This window comes from Streptomyces sp. NPDC049813, from assembly GCF_044465085.1.
GTDB lineage: Bacteria > Actinomycetota > Actinomycetes > Streptomycetales > Streptomycetaceae > Streptomyces.
This window is the reverse complement of the sequence record NZ_JBITLI010000004.1, coordinates 282,740-297,675: the sequence shown is the minus strand read 5'-3', so window position 1 is coordinate 297,675 and position 14,936 is coordinate 282,740. Positions and strand designations below refer to the sequence as shown.

The 14,936-nt window shown below is 73.7% G+C and carries 15 protein-coding genes and 1 pseudogene; 14 read left to right on the top strand and 2 right to left on the bottom strand.

What is annotated here, in order from left to right; genetic code table 11:
- The first annotated feature begins 461 nt into the window (after nt 1-461).
- The 10 genes and pseudogenes from ACIBW6_RS11740 (at nt 462) to ACIBW6_RS11695 (ending at nt 8,468) form a co-directional block, all read left to right on the top strand.
- Complete coding sequence (locus tag ACIBW6_RS11740; protein WP_399059072.1) at nt 462-2,045, top strand: CpaE family protein; 1,584 nt, start codon at nt 462-464, stop codon at nt 2,043-2,045.
- A pseudogene (locus tag ACIBW6_RS11735) lies at nt 2,042-2,566 on the top strand (TadE/TadG family type IV pilus assembly protein); the annotation flags it as partial. The gene ACIBW6_RS11740 and the pseudogene ACIBW6_RS11735, both read left to right, overlap by 4 nt.
- An 84-nt stretch (nt 2,567-2,650) precedes the next feature.
- Nucleotides 2,651-2,788 carry a hypothetical protein gene (locus tag ACIBW6_RS11730; RefSeq protein ID WP_399059308.1) on the top strand — a complete coding sequence of 46 codons (138 nt, stop codon included), beginning with the start codon at nt 2,651-2,653 and terminating at the stop codon, nt 2,786-2,788.
- A gap of 2 nt (nt 2,789-2,790) precedes the next feature.
- A complete protein-coding gene (locus tag ACIBW6_RS11725; protein WP_399059071.1) occupies nt 2,791-4,164 on the top strand; it encodes a CpaF family protein in 1,374 nt (457 codons plus the stop codon).
- A 25-nt stretch (nt 4,165-4,189) separates the two neighbouring features.
- Nucleotides 4,190-5,140, top strand: a complete 951-nt coding sequence (locus tag ACIBW6_RS11720) for a type II secretion system F family protein (protein WP_399059070.1) — start codon at nt 4,190-4,192, stop codon at nt 5,138-5,140.
- Nucleotides 5,141-5,143: 3 nt separating this feature from the next.
- Nucleotides 5,144-6,046, top strand: a complete 903-nt coding sequence (locus tag ACIBW6_RS11715; RefSeq protein WP_399059069.1) for a DUF5936 domain-containing protein — start codon at nt 5,144-5,146, stop codon at nt 6,044-6,046.
- A gap of 328 nt (nt 6,047-6,374) precedes the next feature.
- The gene (locus tag ACIBW6_RS11710) at nt 6,375-6,593 is read left to right on the top strand and encodes a hypothetical protein (RefSeq protein ID WP_399059068.1); all 219 of its coding nucleotides are present in this window, start codon (nt 6,375-6,377) and stop codon (nt 6,591-6,593) included.
- The gene (locus ACIBW6_RS11705) at nt 6,590-7,210 is read left to right on the top strand and encodes a pilus assembly protein TadG-related protein (protein ID WP_399059284.1); all 621 of its coding nucleotides are present in this window, start codon (nt 6,590-6,592) and stop codon (nt 7,208-7,210) included. The genes ACIBW6_RS11710 and ACIBW6_RS11705 overlap by 4 nt, the downstream gene beginning before the upstream one ends.
- Nucleotides 7,211-7,242: 32 nt before the next feature.
- Nucleotides 7,243-7,833, top strand: coding sequence for a hypothetical protein (locus tag ACIBW6_RS11700; RefSeq protein WP_399059067.1), 591 nt, complete (start codon nt 7,243-7,245; stop codon nt 7,831-7,833).
- A complete protein-coding gene (locus ACIBW6_RS11695) occupies nt 7,830-8,468 on the top strand; it encodes an OmpA family protein (protein ID WP_399059066.1) in 639 nt (212 codons plus the stop codon). Before ACIBW6_RS11700 ends, ACIBW6_RS11695 begins: the two co-directional genes overlap by 4 nt.
- A gap of 10 nt (nt 8,469-8,478) precedes the next feature.
- Here the strand turns inward: ACIBW6_RS11695 and ACIBW6_RS11690 are convergent, their stop codons facing one another.
- Nucleotides 8,479-10,200, bottom strand: coding sequence for a serine/threonine-protein kinase (locus tag ACIBW6_RS11690; RefSeq protein WP_399059065.1), 1,722 nt, complete (start codon nt 10,198-10,200; stop codon nt 8,479-8,481).
- Between the two features lie 227 nt (nt 10,201-10,427).
- Here ACIBW6_RS11690 and ACIBW6_RS11685 point away from each other — a divergent pair, with 227 nt between their 5' ends.
- The 4 genes from ACIBW6_RS11685 to ACIBW6_RS11670 all read left to right on the top strand — a co-directional run bounded on the left by ACIBW6_RS11685 (nt 10,428) and on the right by ACIBW6_RS11670 (nt 13,552).
- Nucleotides 10,428-10,895, top strand: coding sequence for a hypothetical protein (locus ACIBW6_RS11685; protein WP_399059064.1), 468 nt, complete (start codon nt 10,428-10,430; stop codon nt 10,893-10,895).
- 70 nt (nt 10,896-10,965) lie between these two features.
- On the top strand, nt 10,966-12,564 hold the full coding sequence (locus ACIBW6_RS11680; protein ID WP_399059063.1) for a peptidoglycan-binding protein: 1,599 nt from the start codon (nt 10,966-10,968) through the stop codon (nt 12,562-12,564).
- A gap of 5 nt (nt 12,565-12,569) precedes the next feature.
- Nucleotides 12,570-13,091, top strand: coding sequence for a protease inhibitor I42 family protein (locus ACIBW6_RS11675; protein ID WP_399059062.1), 522 nt, complete (start codon nt 12,570-12,572; stop codon nt 13,089-13,091).
- Between the two features lie 17 nt (nt 13,092-13,108).
- A complete protein-coding gene (locus ACIBW6_RS11670; protein ID WP_399059061.1) occupies nt 13,109-13,552 on the top strand; it encodes a hypothetical protein in 444 nt (147 codons plus the stop codon).
- Here ACIBW6_RS11670 and ACIBW6_RS11665 read toward each other — a convergent pair.
- Nucleotides 13,504-14,826, bottom strand: a complete 1,323-nt coding sequence (locus ACIBW6_RS11665) for a cytochrome P450 (protein ID WP_399059060.1) — start codon at nt 14,824-14,826, stop codon at nt 13,504-13,506. The two genes, ACIBW6_RS11670 and ACIBW6_RS11665, sit on opposite strands and share 49 nt — an antisense overlap.
- Nucleotides 14,827-14,936: the final 110 nt, after the last annotated feature.

The following is a 14,936-nucleotide window of genomic DNA, read 5'->3' as shown; positions in this document are numbered from 1 at the left end:
GCCGCCTGGCCGGTGGTGCCTGTCGTCCTGGCTGCTGCCGCTCGGTTGGTGTCGCTGGCCGATCCGGCCGCTTTAGCTCGGTTGGTGGTGCCTGTCGTCCTGGCTGCTGTCGCTCGGCTGGTGGTGCCTGTCGTCCTGGCTGCTGTCGCTCGGCTGGTGGTGCCTGTCGTCCTGGCTGCTGTCGCTCGGCTGGTGGTGCCTGTCGTCCTGGCTGCTGCCGCCCGGCTGGTGGTGCCTGTCGTCCTGGCTGCTGTCGCTCGGCCGGTGGCGCCTGTCGTCCAGGCTGCTGCCGCTCGGCCGGTGGCGTCTGCCGGCCCGGCCCCCGCCGCTCGGCCGGTGGCGTCTGCCGGCCCGGCCCCCGCCGCCCGGCCGGAGCCGCCGGCCGATCCGGCCCCGCCGCGGTTCGGGCGGCGGCGGAGCCCCGAGGCCCGTACGCCGGCCTCCTCGAAGGGAGTACGCCGATGACCACCAGGATCCTCCCGGCCGCGGGCGACCCGGAGGCGGCCCGCGCCCTGGTCACCCTCCTCTCCCAGCTCCCCGACACCGAGCCCGCCCCGCCGGTCGCCGACAGCACCGCGCTCCTCGACACCCTGGCCGGACTCGCCGCCGAGTCGCTCGACGAACTGCCCGAGGTCGTCCTCGTCCACGAACGCATCGGGCCGGTCCCCGCACTCGACCTGATCCGCGACCTCGTGCTGCGCTTCCCGGCCGTCGGCGTCGTCCTCGCCACCGCCGACACCAGCCCCGCGCTGCTCACCGCCGCGATGGACAGCGGGGCCCGGGGCATCGTCGCCTTCCCGCTCGGCTACGACGCCCTGGCCGAGCGGGTCCACGCGGCCGCCGCCTGGTCCACGGGGATGCGGCGGCACCTCGCCGGAGCGACCGCGGGGGAGCTGGTGCCCGCGGGCGGCGGCGGCCGGGTCGTCGCCGTGACCGGCGCGAAGGGCGGCGTCGGCACGACGCTCGCCGCCGTCCAGCTCGCGCTCGCCGCCGCCGCGTCCGGCCGTTCCGTCGCCCTCCTCGACCTCGACCTCCAGTCCGGCGACGTGGCCTCCTACCTCGACGTGCAGTTCCGCCGCTCGGTCGCCGACCTCGCCGCCCTGCACGACATCACCCCGCGCGTCCTCCAGGACGTCGTCTTCACCCACGAGAGCGGCATCGACCTCCTCCTCGCCCCCGCCGACGGCGAGCGCGGCGAAGAGGTCACCGACCGCGTCGCCCGCCAGGTCGTGCACGCCCTGCGCGCCCGTTACGAGGTCGTGGTCGTCGACTGCGGGACACAGATGGGCGCGGCCAACGCGGCCGCCGTCGAACTCGCCGACCGGGCCGTCCTGCTCGTCACCCCGGACGTCGTCGCGGTCCGCGCGGCCAAACGCATGGTCCGGCTCTGGGACCGGCTCCAGATCCGCAAGGCGGAGGAGACCCTGACGGTCGTCAACCGCAACGCCCGCTCGGCCGAGATCCAGCCGGCGCTCGTCGAGCGGGTCACCGGTACGCGCACCGCCCGTACCGCCGTGCCCGCCGGGTACAAGGAGCTCCAGGCCGCCGTCGACGCGGGCCGCATGCAGGACCTCGACAACCGTTCCACCGTCAAACAGGCCCTGTGGGCCCTGGCCGGCGAACTCGGCCTGGTCGCCGTCCCGGCCCCCGACCCGGGCGGCCGCCGGTCCCGCCGCCGCGGTGACAAGGGAGCGGTCACCGTCGAGTTCGCCGGGATGTTCCCGCTGGTGCTCGTCGTGATGGCGCTCATGTGGCAGTGCGTGCTCTACGGCTACACGTACTCCCTCGCCGGGAACGCGGCGGACGAGGCGGCCCGGGCGGCCACGTCCGCCGCCGCGGGGGGTGGGGACGCGGGTGGGGCCTGCGCGGCGGCCGGGAAGTCGCATCTGCCGTCCGCGTGGCAGGGGGCGGCGATCTCCTGCGCGGACGACGGGGTGGTCATGCGGGCCACGGTCGAGGTGGACGTGCCGCTGCTCTTCCCCGGGGTCGACCCCGGCTGGTCCGTCACGGGCGAGGCGGGCGCGGCGTCCGAGGAGGACCAGTGAGAGCGCCCGCACCCCGGACGCGGGGCAGGTGGACCCCGCCAGGGGCGCGGGGAACTGCGCGCCCAGCCACGACGAGCGGGTCACCCGGCACCACCCCCTGGGGCTCCGCCCCAGACCCCGCTCCTCAATCGCCGGAGGGGCTCAAAATCGCCACAGCCCCGCCAGCGGCGCGAGGAACGGCGCGAGCAACCACGACGACGGGGTCACAAGGCAACGGCCGCTCCCCAGCCCCGCCAGGGGCGCGGGGAACTGCGCGCCCAGCCACGACGGGCGGGTCACCTGGCAACGGGCAGTACACGCCCCCGCCAGGGGCGCGGGGAACGGCGCGAGCAACCACGACGAACCCGTACCCGCAGAAGCGACGAACCCCCCGCACATCAACCCGCCCCAAGCGGAGCGACAGCGGCGTATCCATCCTGGAGTTCGCCGGTTTCCTCCCCTTCCTCCTCGTCATCGGACTCGCCGCGATCCAGCTCGGCCTCGTCGGCTACGGCGCGAACCAGGCGGGCAGCGCCGCCCGCGCCGCCGCCCGCGCGGAGTCCCTGAACCCCGGCACGGCCGCGGCCGCGGCAACCGCCTCCGCGAGCGCCTGGCTCCACCCCGCCGTGGACGCCTGCGGCGGCGACGCCACCATCACCTGCACCGTCACCGTGCACGTGGACGCGATCATCCCCCTCTTCGACGGCTGGGACCTGCACCGCACCGCCACCATGCCCAACGACAAGTACAGCGACGGGAGTTGACGGTGAGCCTACGATCCCGGGTCGTCGCCACCCGCGGCACGGCCGAGGGCGCCGGCACGCCCCCGGACCGCGACGAGGGCCTGGTCGCCGTCTACCGCGCCAAGCTCCTGGAGGAGATCGACCTCGCGGAGATGTCCACGCTCCAGGCCGCGGACCGCCGGGTCCGCCTGGAGCGCGTCCTCGGCCACATCATCAGCCGCGAGGGCCCGGTCCTGTCCTCCACCGAGCGGACCCAGCTGATCCGCCGCGTCGTCGACGAGGCACTCGGCCTCGGCATCCTCGAACCGCTCCTCGCGGACGCCTCCATCACCGAGATCATGGTCAACGGCCCGGACGCGATCTTCGTGGAGCGGGCGGGCCGGGTGGAGCAGCTGCCCCTGCGCTTCGCCTCCGCCGAGCAGCTGATGCAGACGATCGAGCGCATCGTCTCCACGGTCAACCGCCGCGTGGACGAGTCCAACCCCATGGTCGACGCCCGCCTGCCCACCGGCGAGCGCGTCAACGTGATCATCCCGCCGCTCGCCCTGACCGGCGCCACGCTCACCATCCGCCGCTTCCCGCGCGCGTACAGCCTCACCGAACTCCTCGGCCTCGGCTCGCTCGACGAGCACATGCTGATGCTCCTCGCCGCCTTCGTCCGGGCCCGCTTCAACCTCATCGTCAGCGGCGGTACGGGCTCCGGCAAGACGACCCTCCTCAACGCCCTCTCCGCGCTGATCCCGGCCCACGAGCGCATCATCACCATCGAGGACTCCGCGGAGCTCCAGCTCCAGCAGGACCACGTGATCCGCCTGGAGTCGCGGCCCCCGAACGTCGAGGGCAAGGGCCAGGTCACCATCCGCGACCTCGTCCGCAACAGCCTGCGCATGCGCCCCGACCGCATCATCGTCGGCGAGGTCCGCGGCGGCGAGACGCTCGACATGCTCCAGGCCATGTCCACCGGCCACGACGGTTCGCTGGCGACCGTCCACGCCAACACCGCGGAGGACGCGCTCACCCGACTGCAGACCCTCGGCTCGATGTCCGAGGTCGACGTCCCCTTCGAAGCCCTGCGCGACCAGATCAACTCCGCCGTCGACGTCCTCGTCCAGCTCACCCGGCACGCCGACGGCTCCCGCCGGGTCAGCGAGATCGCGCTGCTCGTCTCGCACGGCCGCGAACAGTTCACCATCGCGACGGTGACCCGCTTCGTCGCCCAGCCGTACGTGTCGGGCGCCACGGACCTCGAACGGCGCCGGGTCCACGGTTACTACGAACACCTGCCGCTGCCGCGCCGCGTCGCGGACCGGCTCTACGTGGCGGGGGAGGCGGTCCCGCCGGCGTTCGGGGTCGTGGAGTCCGTCGACGTCCGCCACACCAGGGAGGCCACCGGATGACCACCGCCCGCCTGCGGGGCACGCGATGAGGGACCCCGCGCTGATCACCCTCGGTGCCACCCTGCTGACCTGCGTACTCGCCGTCGCCGGGGTGCACGTCTACGCCTCCGGGCGGGCCCAGCGGCAGGCACTGGTCGACCGGCTGGACGGCTACCGCGGCGACGGCCGGTCCGGCGCGGCCGACGGCCGCTCGCGCCGCTTCGGCACGGTCGACCGCCGTCTGCGCCGCACCCGCCTGGGCCGCGCCGTCCACCTGCGCCTCTCCGCCACCGGCCTCGCCCTGACGGCCGGCGAGTTCTCCGTCTACGTGGCCGCGGTCGTCGCCGCCCTGTGGGTACTGGCGGCGACGACGCTCGCCCCGTTCTTCGGCCCGATCGCGGGCGCGGTCGCCGTCTGGGCCGCGGTCATCTTCCTCAACTGGCAGCGGCAGAAGCGCATCGAGGCGTTCATCAACCAACTCCCCGACGTAGCACGGCTCCTGGCCAACGCCACCGCCGCGGGCCTGGCCCTGCGCACCTCCCTCGCGATGGCGGCGGAGGAGCTGGAGGCCCCCGCGGGCGAGGAGCTGAGCCGGGTCGCCGACCAACTGGCCCTCGGCCGCTCGGTCGACGACGCGCTCGACGAGCTGGCGTCCCGCCTGCCCTCCCGCGAACTCATCGTGCTCGTCACCACGCTGGTCCTCGCCAACAAGGCGGGCGGCACGGTCGTCTCCTCGCTGCGCAACCTCACCCAGACCCTGGAGGACCGCAAGGAGACCCGGCGCGAGATCCGCACGATGCTCTCCGAGGTCAACGCGACGGCGTTCACCGTCCCGCTGCTCGGCCTCGGCTCCCTGCTGCTGATCAACTCCTCGAACGAGGGAGCCCTGGCCAAGGTGACCGGCTCGCCCCTCGGCCAGACCCTCATCCTGGTCTCCCTCGGCCTGTACGCCATCGGCTTCTTCGTCATCCGCCGCCTGGGAAAGATCGAGGTCTGAGCGATGTCGACGACGCTCACCGGCCTGCTCCTCGCCCTGCTGGCGGGTGCCGCCGTGCTCGGGATCTTCACGGGCGTGCGCATGTACCGCGCCGAGGCGAAGGTCCCCAGCGACCTCGCGCTCGCCCTCGAAGTGGGCGCCACCCGCGTCTCCACGGCGGGCTCCGCCGTGGACCGCCTCGGCATGCGCTTCGCGCCGCTGGTCCTGCGCCTGATGGGCCCGCGCCGCGTGGACGCCAAGCGCCGCAAGATAGACATGGCGGGGAACCCGGGCGGCCTGACCATCGACCGGTACGGGGCCCGCCGGGCCGTCTACGGCCTCTTCGGCCTCGTCATGGGCCTGGTCTTCCTCTCCAACGGCAGCCCGCTGCTGGCCCTGCTCACCCTCGCCTTCGGCGCGCTGGCTGCCGATGCCCTGATCTGGCAGGCCGTACGCGAACGCAAGGAGGTCATCGACCGCACCCTCCCCGACTTCCTCGACGTCCTCGCGGTCGTCGTCTCCGCGGGGCTCGGTTTCCGTCAGGCGCTGGACCGCGTGGCCGAGAAGTACGAGGGGCCCTGGGCCGACGAACTGCGTATCACCCTGCGCCAGATGGACATGGGCGTCCCGCGCCGCCAGGCCTTCGACGAGCTGCGCCGGCGCAACGCCTCCGAGCAGGTCGCCCAGTTCGTCTCCGCGCTCCAGCAGGGCGAGGAGCTGGGCTCGCCCATCGCCGACACCCTCATCCAGCTGGCCACGGACATGCGCCGCACCGACGCCCAGAACTCCCGGCGCCGGGCGGCCAAGACGATCCCGAAGGCAACGATGGTGACGCTGGTCTTCATGCTCCCCGCGACCATGATCCTGATCGCGACCGGCATGTTCCTCGGCTCCGGCACCAACTTCGGTTCGGTATTGGGTCGTTGAAAGCCTCCTCCATCCCGGCGGAACTGGCTACAGTGACAGTGAGCAAAGCTTGGCACCTGCGAACTCCGGCTCCAGCCGCACCGGTTGCCGCCGGACCGCCGGTCGATCGCAAGGGCCACGAGGACCACGAGGGGCACGAGGGGCGACACGAGACGACGAGAGGGCGACGAGGGGAGCCGACCCGCGATGACACCCCGGCATCCGTCCGGACAACTTCCGGTCAAGCCCGGTCTCTTATCTGACGAAACCAGGTGCGGAGGGTCGCACTTCGCGTACGTTGCGTGTGGTGTTCTGGTTGCCTCGCAGGACGTGGCGGAAGGGGGTTCCCGTGATCAAGGACCGAGTACTCGGGGCGTGGGAGACGTGGACGAGCGCACTGACCGACCGCCTGCGCGGGGCGCGGCGGGACGCGGGAGCGGGGTTCGTGGAGTACGCGGGCCTGATGATCCTGATCGCCGGGATCTTCACTCTCATCGACCAGTTGGGTCTGGACGGGCTGATCTCCGGCGCCATCGGCGACGCAGTGGACCGGGTCATCGGCGGCTGACGGCAGCGTCGCTGCGCGGTGACCGTGGCTCGACGCTGCCGCTCTACATCTGGCTGACCGGGATCCTGCTCTTCGCCGCGTTCGCCTTCTTCGCCTTCGCCCAGGCGGCATCGGCCCGCAACGGCGCGCAGTCGGCGGCGGACGCGGCCGCGCTGGCGGCTGCGCAGTCCGCTCGCGACGAGCTGCTGCGCGATCTGGGCGAGGCCGTGGGGACGGACGACGACTGGACGGACGTGCTGCTCGACCTGGACGGCCTCGCCGGGCTCGGGGACGGCGCCGCGGCCGCGGCGAGCGACCTGGCGGCGCAGAACGACGCCAAGGTGGTGAGCGGCCCGACCGAGACGGAGGTGGGCGGCTACCCCGGCTACGAGGTCGGGGTCGAGACGCTCTCCACCGTCGGGGACACGATCATCCCGGGCACGGAGTCCATGCACGCGACGGCGCACGCCACCGCCGTGCTCGAACCCCGTTGCGACTTCGACGCGGACGCCGACCCCGACAAGCCCCTCGAACTCGACTGCGACGGCGTGGGCGCGCTCACCATCGACCCCGAGGACTTCGACCCCGCGGACCTGCCGGACGCGTCCGACCTGTTCTCCGTCCACCTGGCCGACTGAAGCGTGACAGACGAGAGAGGGAAGCCGCAGCGATGAGTTTTCGGCGTACAACGACGGCCCGCCGGGCGCTGGCCGCCGCGGCGTTCACGGCCGGCCTGGTCCTCACCATGACCGGCTGCGGCGGGGGCGGGGACGAGGGCGACGGAAAGCCCAAGGACCCCTCGGCCTCCGCGTCGGCAGGCAAGGAGGACAGTGCGGAGCCGTCCCGGTCCGCGGACCCGGGCGCCCAGCCCATCGCCGAGTCCAAGGATGGTGACGTGACCGTCTCGATCCTCACGGCGACCCGTGATGAAGGTGGCTTCGTCAGCGTGACCGGGACGGTCCGCAACGACGGGAGCGGCTCCTGGATGGCCGCGAACTGGCAGAGCGACGAGCGCGAGCTCGCGGTCAACGGCGGCTCGCTGTCCGGCGCCAGCCTGGTGGACCAGCAGGGGAAGAAGAAGTACCTGGTGTTGCGCGACACCACGGGCCGCTGCCTGTGCACGAAGTTCAGCCGCCTCAGGTCCGGCGAGACCGCCACCTGGTACGCCCAGTTCCCCGCCCCTCCCCAAGGCACCGACTCCCTCTCCTTCCAGGTCGGCGCCATGCCCCCCGCCCCGATCGACCTCACCGAGGGCGAATGACGATGCCGCGACGCCCTCTGACCGCGGTCGCGGTGTGCACGGCGGCCACGGCCGTCATCCTCTCGGCGGCCCCGACGGCCCCGGCCCACGCGGACGACCCCACCCCCTCCGCACCCCCCGGGTCGACCACCAGCTCCCCGCCGCCGCGGGTCGACGCGAACAGCCCCGGCCTGAAGCTCGCCGACGGCGCCACCCTCGCCCCCGCCCGGGTCCTCGACATCAAGTCGGTCGTCGAGGACCTCTCCGGCGACGAGCGCCGCTCCGACACGAACGAGAACATCACCTTCGCCCTCCAGGCCGAGGTCCTCTTCCCCAAGGACAGCGCCCGGCTCAACCCCGACGCCCGCTCCCGCATCCAGGCCATCGCCGACGAGATCAACACGCAGAAGGCGAGCGCGGTACGGGTGTTCGGCTTCACGGACAACCTGGGCTCGTACGCCCACGGCCTCACCCTCTCCAAGAAGCGCGCGGAAGCCGTCCACGACGAGCTGAGCGCGGCGCTCGGGGCGAAGGGCGGGAACCTCACGTTCCAGGTCCGCGGCTACAGCGAGGACTATCCGATCGCGGACAACACCACGGAACAGGGCCGCAAGAAGAACCGCCGGGTGGAGGTGTCGTTCCCGAAGGGGGAGTGACGGGCTGACCTCACCGCCCCGCCTTCCCCGTCCGCCACACCGTCAGCGACCCGCTCAGGAAGCTCGAACCGCTCTTCGGCAGCGCCGTCGACTTCGCCTGGACCACGAACAGACCGACGTACCCGTCGGGGTGCTGGAAGCAGATCTCGCTGCCGGTCGTGATGATGGCGAGGGGCAGGCGCGTGTCGGCCCCCTTGCCCTTGAGCCAGGCGCGGCAGTCGTCGAGGCCGGTGCCGGGATCGCCGTAGACCGGGGCGATGACGGTGCCGCGGTCGGTGGTCTCCAGCGCGCAGCTGAACTCCTTGGCGCAGGTGAAGCGGATGTCTCCCGTGCGGTCCTTGTGCTCGACGCCGTCGGTGATGTCGAGCGAGTTCTTCTCGGTCAGCATCTGCATCGGGTACGGGGTGGCCACCGGAGACGCGGCGGCGCCCGCCCCCGTACCGGTGCCGCTGCCGGAGCCCGAGCCGCGCCCGGCGCCCCCCGCCCCCGCCGCCGTACCGGATCCGTCCGCGGCGGAAGCCGGGCCGCCCGAGCTGTCCGAGCTGTCAGAGGTGGCCGAGGTGCCGGATGCCGGGCCCCCGCCGGAGTCAGCGGACCCGGCCGCCGTCGCGTCCCGCCCCGCGGACCCCTCCCGCGCGTCCCACAGCCGCCAGCCGAGCCCGCCCAGCGCCAGCACCGCCGCCGTCGCCCCCGCGACCCCGGCCAGCGCCACGCGCCGCCTTCGCCTGCGGGCCTGTTCGGGCGTGGGCCGCGTCTCCAGCGGGTCCGGGGCGCGCCACGGCGACAGCGCCTGCGTCCCGAAGGGGTGCGTGGGGGCCGGGGTGCCGGCCGCGGGGACCGGCGGGGGCACCGCGACCTCCGGGCCCATCGCCTCCTGCCAGTCGGGCGGACCGGCGTCCGCGTCCCGGCCGAGGGCGTCGCGGCACCACGCCACGATCTCGGCGAGCGTGGCCCGCCGCGCGGGGTCGGCGACGAGGCAGCGGGCGAGCAGCGGCCGGATCCCCGCCGGGAGCCGGGACAGGTCGGGGGTGTCGTGCACGATCCGGTAGAGCACGCCGACCGCGGGCCCGTCCCCGTACAGCGGCTCGCCCAGCGCCGCGAAGGCCACCGTCTGGGCGAGGGAGAAGACGTCGGTGGCCGCCGTGACCGGGCTGCCCGAGGCCTGCTCGGGCGCCATGAACTGCGGGGTGCCGACGGTGGCGCCGGTGGCGGTGTACGCGGTGCCGTCGAAGGCCAGCGAGATGCCGAAGTCGATGACGCGCGGGCCGTCGGCGGCCAGCAGCACGTTCGACGGCTTCAGGTCCCGGTGCACGATCCCCGTGGCGTGGATCGCCTGGAGGGCCTCGGCCACCCCGGCGGTCAGCCACAGCAGCGCGGGCACCGGCAGCGGTCCGCGCCGGGCCACCGCCTGGGCGAGCGAGGGCCCGGGCACGTAGAGCGTGGCGAGCCAGGGCGGGACGCCGTCCGCGTCGCCGTCGATCAGCTCGGCGGTGTAGGCGCCGCGCACCCGCCGCGCCGCGTCCATCTCGCGGCGGAAGCGGAGCCGGAAGCCGGCGTCGTCGGCCAGCTCGGGACGGACGACCTTGATCGCCACCGGGCGGCCGCCCTGCGTGTGCGAGAGGTAGACGCGGCCCATGCCGCCCGCGCCGAGGCGCGCCGCGAGCCGGTACCCGGCCACCGTCCGCGGGTCCTCCGCCGCCAGCGGCTCGAACACCCCGGTGGCTCCGTTCATCATTGTCTCCCCCCGCCCCGCGTCCCCCGGAGACGACCGGTGATCACACGCGACGGGAGCAGCCTAAGCGGGCCCGATCCGGTGGCCAAGGTGAAGGGTGATGGCGACTCGTGCGCACCGTGTGACGGAAGTTGTCGGCGGAGTGTCTTTGGGCGATCATTACCTGCGCATCGCGCAGTCAACCTGTCGGCCCGGCAGCTGCGTTGAGACGTCTCGGGGGAGCGCCAATGGGTACGAGCGACGGGTATCTCGTCGAGCACGCCGGCATGAAGAGCCAGGCGCGCGAGCTGGACGGCGCGGGCGACGACGCCGGCGCCGTACGGAAGGTGATGGGCGCCACGCCCTGCTATCCGTCGGAGGTGCTCGGCGGCTCGGACTCGGGCCCCGCCTTCGCCGCGTACGCCACGGCCTGGACCGCGGAGGCCCGCACCCTGGAGGACGCGCTGCACGAACTCGCGGGCAAGGTGCGCGCGTCCAAGGGCGCCTACGCGGGCTCCGACGGGCTCGTGCGCACCAACGCGGAGCGCGTCACCGTCGGCGGCGCCGTCCGCGCCGATGCCGCGCACGGTACGTCCGGCAGCGCCCGGATCGGCACCAACCCGGTCCGTGCGGCCCGGCCCGCCGCCCTCGGCACCGCGCCCGTCGGCACCAACCCGGTCCAGGGCGAGCGCCCCTCCGCCCTGACCGACTACTGACCGGCGCCCGGGCAGCCCGCCGCGCACCCGAGACGTCACTTCGCCGACCACCCCGAGGGGCCGATCCACCGTGACCGAATCCACCACCGACCGCCGCAAGCGCCTCGCCGGGCTGCGCGGCTCCATCTCCGGCGCCGACAGCAAGAACGACCTGATCGACGCGATCGACGACGCCCTCGGCGTGGCCGCGCCGGAGGGCGACCCCGCCACCATCGAAGCGCTCGGCAAGCGCTGCCGCGGCCAGGCCGAGGACGCGATGAAGGTCCGTGACCGCTCCGACGCCGTGTCCCGTTCGGGGCTGCCCGCCGTCTGGGTCGGGGACACCTCGGTGCTCGCCACCACCGCCGTGGACGCCGCGACCCGCGCCGCCGAGCAGATGGCCGACGCGCTGCGCGGCGGCGGCACCGCCCTGCTCGCCCTCTCCGACGCCCTGGAGGCGGCGCAGACCACGGACGGCGCGGGCCGCACCAAACTGCGCGACGCCCGCGGCCAACTCGGCGACAAGGACGGCTTCTTCGACACCTGGCACGAGGACGACGGCGAGGAGGCGGCCCGCAAGAAGGCCCGGGCCCTCGCCACGACCGGCGTCGACGAGCTGTACGACGCCGCGGTCGCCGCCGACGACGCGGCCCGGGCGGCCGCCCGCGACCTGAACAAGTACGCGGCCGAGGCCCGCGCCGGGAAGCTGGGCACCGACGAACTCACCGCCGTGGACCGGCTCGCGCTCGCCGACACGAGCAACGTCGGCGGCGACCCGGAGTGGAACGAGATCCTCAGCGCCAACGACCTGGAGCGCTCCGGGCGCGCCATGGAGGACCTCTCCCCGGCCGACCGCACGCGCATGGAGCAGCTGCTGGCGGGGGCCTCCTCCCCGCAGGAGAAGGCGTACCTCATGAAGGCCCTCGCGTCGGGGCACTCCGTGGACGACGTCGAGACGTTCGGCGGGAAGATCCACGGCAAGGACCCGCTGTGGCTCCAGGAGCACCTCGCGCCCGTCACCACCGAGGCCGACAGCATGGACGACGAGGGCCGCAACCCCGACGGCTCGAACACGAACACCGACAGCCAGGGCTTCGAGGGCCAGGGCTGGACCCAGGGCGGCGACGGCCAGGAGGGTTCGTGCGTCGCGTCGTCGACCGTCACCGCCCGCGCCATGGTCGATCCGGTGTACGCCCTCGAACTGACCGGCGGCCCCAGCGGGCAGGAGAACGACGCGGCGGCCTTCCGCGAGCGGCTGGTGGACGAGCAGCACCGGGTCCACGAGGAGGGCGACGGCGACCACACGCATTTCTGGACGGACGTCCCCGACGGCATGGACAACGACGGCAAGACCGAGGTCGTGAACAAGGAGATCAGCCCGCACACCGGCAGCGGCTACGACTTCAAGGAGGTCAAGAGCGCCGACGACCGGCGTGACGTCCTGCCGGACATCGAGCGGGCGGTGGCCGAGGGCAGGCCGGTGCCCGTCGGCATCGAGGGCTACGACGACGGCGACCGCTCCGGCCACGCGGTGATGATCGTCGGTCAGGAGGGCGACATGCTCCAGGTCTACAACCCGTGGGGCACGACCACCTGGATCAGCGAGGACGACTTCGTCGACGGAGGCATGGCGAAGGCCAGCGACAACGACCTGCCGGACGCCTACGCCGTCCACGTACCCCAGGACTGATCTCCATGAAGACGAAGCAGACCCTGCGCGCCACGGCCCTCACCGCCCTGCTCGCCCTGCCCCTCGCCGCGTGCGGCGACTCCGGCGGCGGCACCGCCTTCGGCCCCCGGGACCGGGACGTGCGAGTGGCGGCGGGCGAGGAGTTCACCCTCACCGTCCCGGCCAACCCGTCCTTCAACCAGGCCTGGTACCTCACCGACCCGGCCCCCGACAGCCGCGTCCTGAAGTACCGCGGCGAGCGCCGCGACACCGACGGCAGCCCCGTCGACGGCGGCGCCGACGGCACCCAGTCCTTCGACTACACCGCCCGCGCGAAGGGCCGCACCACAATCCGGCTCCTGTACTGCCCGACCAACACCTGCCACGGGCCCAGCGAGGGCACCCCTTACCCCACGCCCACAGCCTCTACCGCGTCGACCGCCACCCCGTCCCCGGCCCCCTCGGCGTCCCTCTCCCCCTACCCGACGGCCGCCGGTGCCCCGGGCGCCCGGGCCGCCTTCTACGTCTTCACCGTCACGGTCCGCTGACCGGAACCGAGGTCCCCATGCCCCCCGCCACGCCCGCCCCGCGCACCGACGACCAGCTCCTGGCCGCGACCGACATCGCCTCGCTGCTGAGGTACGGCCTGAACCCGCAGACCCGCGCGGCCTTCACCACCGCCCTCTTCGGTGACGGCGCCATCGCCGCGGCCGTCACCCTGGACCGGCTGGGCGTCCTGCCGCGCTCGGTCTCCTTCGTCGCCAGGACCGTGCGGGCCGGCGGCGTCCGGTACGCCGCCGATCTCGCCGAGCCGCTGCCCGGCCCCGCCGCGGCCGGGGTGGTGCGCGGCTGGCTGGAGACGGCCGCGCAGGCCACCGGCGCGGACCCGGAGGGCGAGACGCGCACCGCGCGCTGGCTGGACGCCGTCGCCGAACTCATCGGCCTGCGCCGCGAGACGCGTCAGGCGTCCGGCTCGTCCAGGCGGACCGGCAGGGCGTCGACGCCGTAGACGATCGACAGCTTGCGGAACTCCAGCTCCGCCGCCGGTACCGCCAGACGCAACCCCGGGAAGGCGCGCGCCAGTTGCGGGAACGCCGCCCGCAGCTCCATCTTGCCGAGTTCGGCCCCGATGCAGCGGTGGATGCCGTAGCCGAACGCGAGGTGCGAGGCGGCCGACGGGCGCGCGGGCAGGAAGGCGTCCATGTCGTCGCCGGCGACGCCCAGGCGCGGGTCGCGGTCCGCCGCGCTCAGCGAGACGATGACGATGTCGCCGGCCGCGACGGGGACCCCGCCGATCACGGTGTCCTCGCGGGCGAAGCGGGGGAACGCGGTCTGTACGACGGTGAGATGGCGCAGGAGTTCGTCGACGAAGGGCGCCGCGACGGCGGCCGGGTCCGCGCCGTCCCGCAGCGCGTCGAAGTGCGCCCGGTCCTGGAGCATGATCAGGGTGCCGAGCGCGATCATGCTGGCGGTGGTCTCCAGGCCCCCGGTCAGCACGCCGTCGGCCAGGCCCGTCAGCTCCTCGTCGGTGATGGTGTCGCCGTGCTCGCGCACCAGCATGCCGAGGAGCCCTTCGCCCGGGTCGCGCCGCTGCTCGGCGACGACCCCGCGCAGATAGTCCAGGGACTGCGAGACGGCGCCGAACGAGGCGCCCGCCCCGCCCAGCACGTCGAAGCGGGCGACCGAGAACTGCTGGAAGGCGTCGCGCTCCTCGTAGGGGACCCCGAGCAACTCGCATATCACCAGCGCCGGTACGGGCATCGCGAAGTGCTCGACGAAGTCGGCCGACCCGTCCGGCGACTCCTGCGCCGCCTTCTCCAGGTGGCGCAGCTGCTCCTCGACGATGGAGTGGATGCGCGGGGTCAGCCGGGCGAGCCGGCGCATCGTGAACTCGGGGGTCAGCAGCCGCCGCAGCCGCGTGTGGTCCGGCGGATCGCAGAAGCCGAGGCCGCCCGGGTTCTGGTCGGCGCCCGCACCGCCCACCCCGACCAGGTGCCGGAAGTCGTTGCTGAACGCCCCGGCGTTCCCGAGGACCTCCTTCGCCTCGTCGTAGCCGGAGACGAGCCAGACCGTCATGCCGGGGATCGGCAGTCTGCTGACGGGTTCGCGGTCGCGCAGTGCGCCGATCTCGGGGACCGGGTCGAGCCCCGTACGGCGCAGCGGCAGCAGGGCACCGTCCGGCAGTCTCGCCAGCACGGACAGATCGAGGCCGGTGCCCTTTCTCCGCAGCCGGGAGAAGTAGAGACGGGTCAGCCAGGTCGCTATCGCGGAACGTACGGACATGTGCTCGCATCTCGGCGTGGGACGGACGGGCCTACGGGTACGGGGACGGTACGTGGGGGGCCGTGGTGGTGACGGGGTGCGGGGGTCCGCCCAGGGTACGTGCGTGCACC

Coding starts and splice junctions, on each gene's coding strand:
- ACIBW6_RS11685 (WP_399059064.1), top strand. CDS start 10,428: ATGGGTACGAGCGACGGGTATCTCGTCGAGCACGCCGGCATGAAGAGC.
- ACIBW6_RS11690 (WP_399059065.1), bottom strand. CDS start 10,200: ATGAACGGAGCCACCGGGGTGTTCGAGCCGCTGGCGGCGGAGGACCCG.
- ACIBW6_RS11675 (WP_399059062.1), top strand. CDS start 12,570: ATGAAGACGAAGCAGACCCTGCGCGCCACGGCCCTCACCGCCCTGCTC.
- ACIBW6_RS11695 (WP_399059066.1), top strand. CDS start 7,830: ATGACGATGCCGCGACGCCCTCTGACCGCGGTCGCGGTGTGCACGGCG.
- ACIBW6_RS11720 (WP_399059070.1), top strand. CDS start 4,190: ATGAGGGACCCCGCGCTGATCACCCTCGGTGCCACCCTGCTGACCTGC.
- ACIBW6_RS11715 (WP_399059069.1), top strand. CDS start 5,144: ATGTCGACGACGCTCACCGGCCTGCTCCTCGCCCTGCTGGCGGGTGCC.
- ACIBW6_RS11665 (WP_399059060.1), bottom strand. CDS start 14,826: ATGTCCGTACGTTCCGCGATAGCGACCTGGCTGACCCGTCTCTACTTC.
- ACIBW6_RS11670 (WP_399059061.1), top strand. CDS start 13,109: ATGCCCCCCGCCACGCCCGCCCCGCGCACCGACGACCAGCTCCTGGCC.
- ACIBW6_RS11700 (WP_399059067.1), top strand. CDS start 7,243: ATGAGTTTTCGGCGTACAACGACGGCCCGCCGGGCGCTGGCCGCCGCG.
- ACIBW6_RS11740 (WP_399059072.1), top strand. CDS start 462: ATGACCACCAGGATCCTCCCGGCCGCGGGCGACCCGGAGGCGGCCCGC.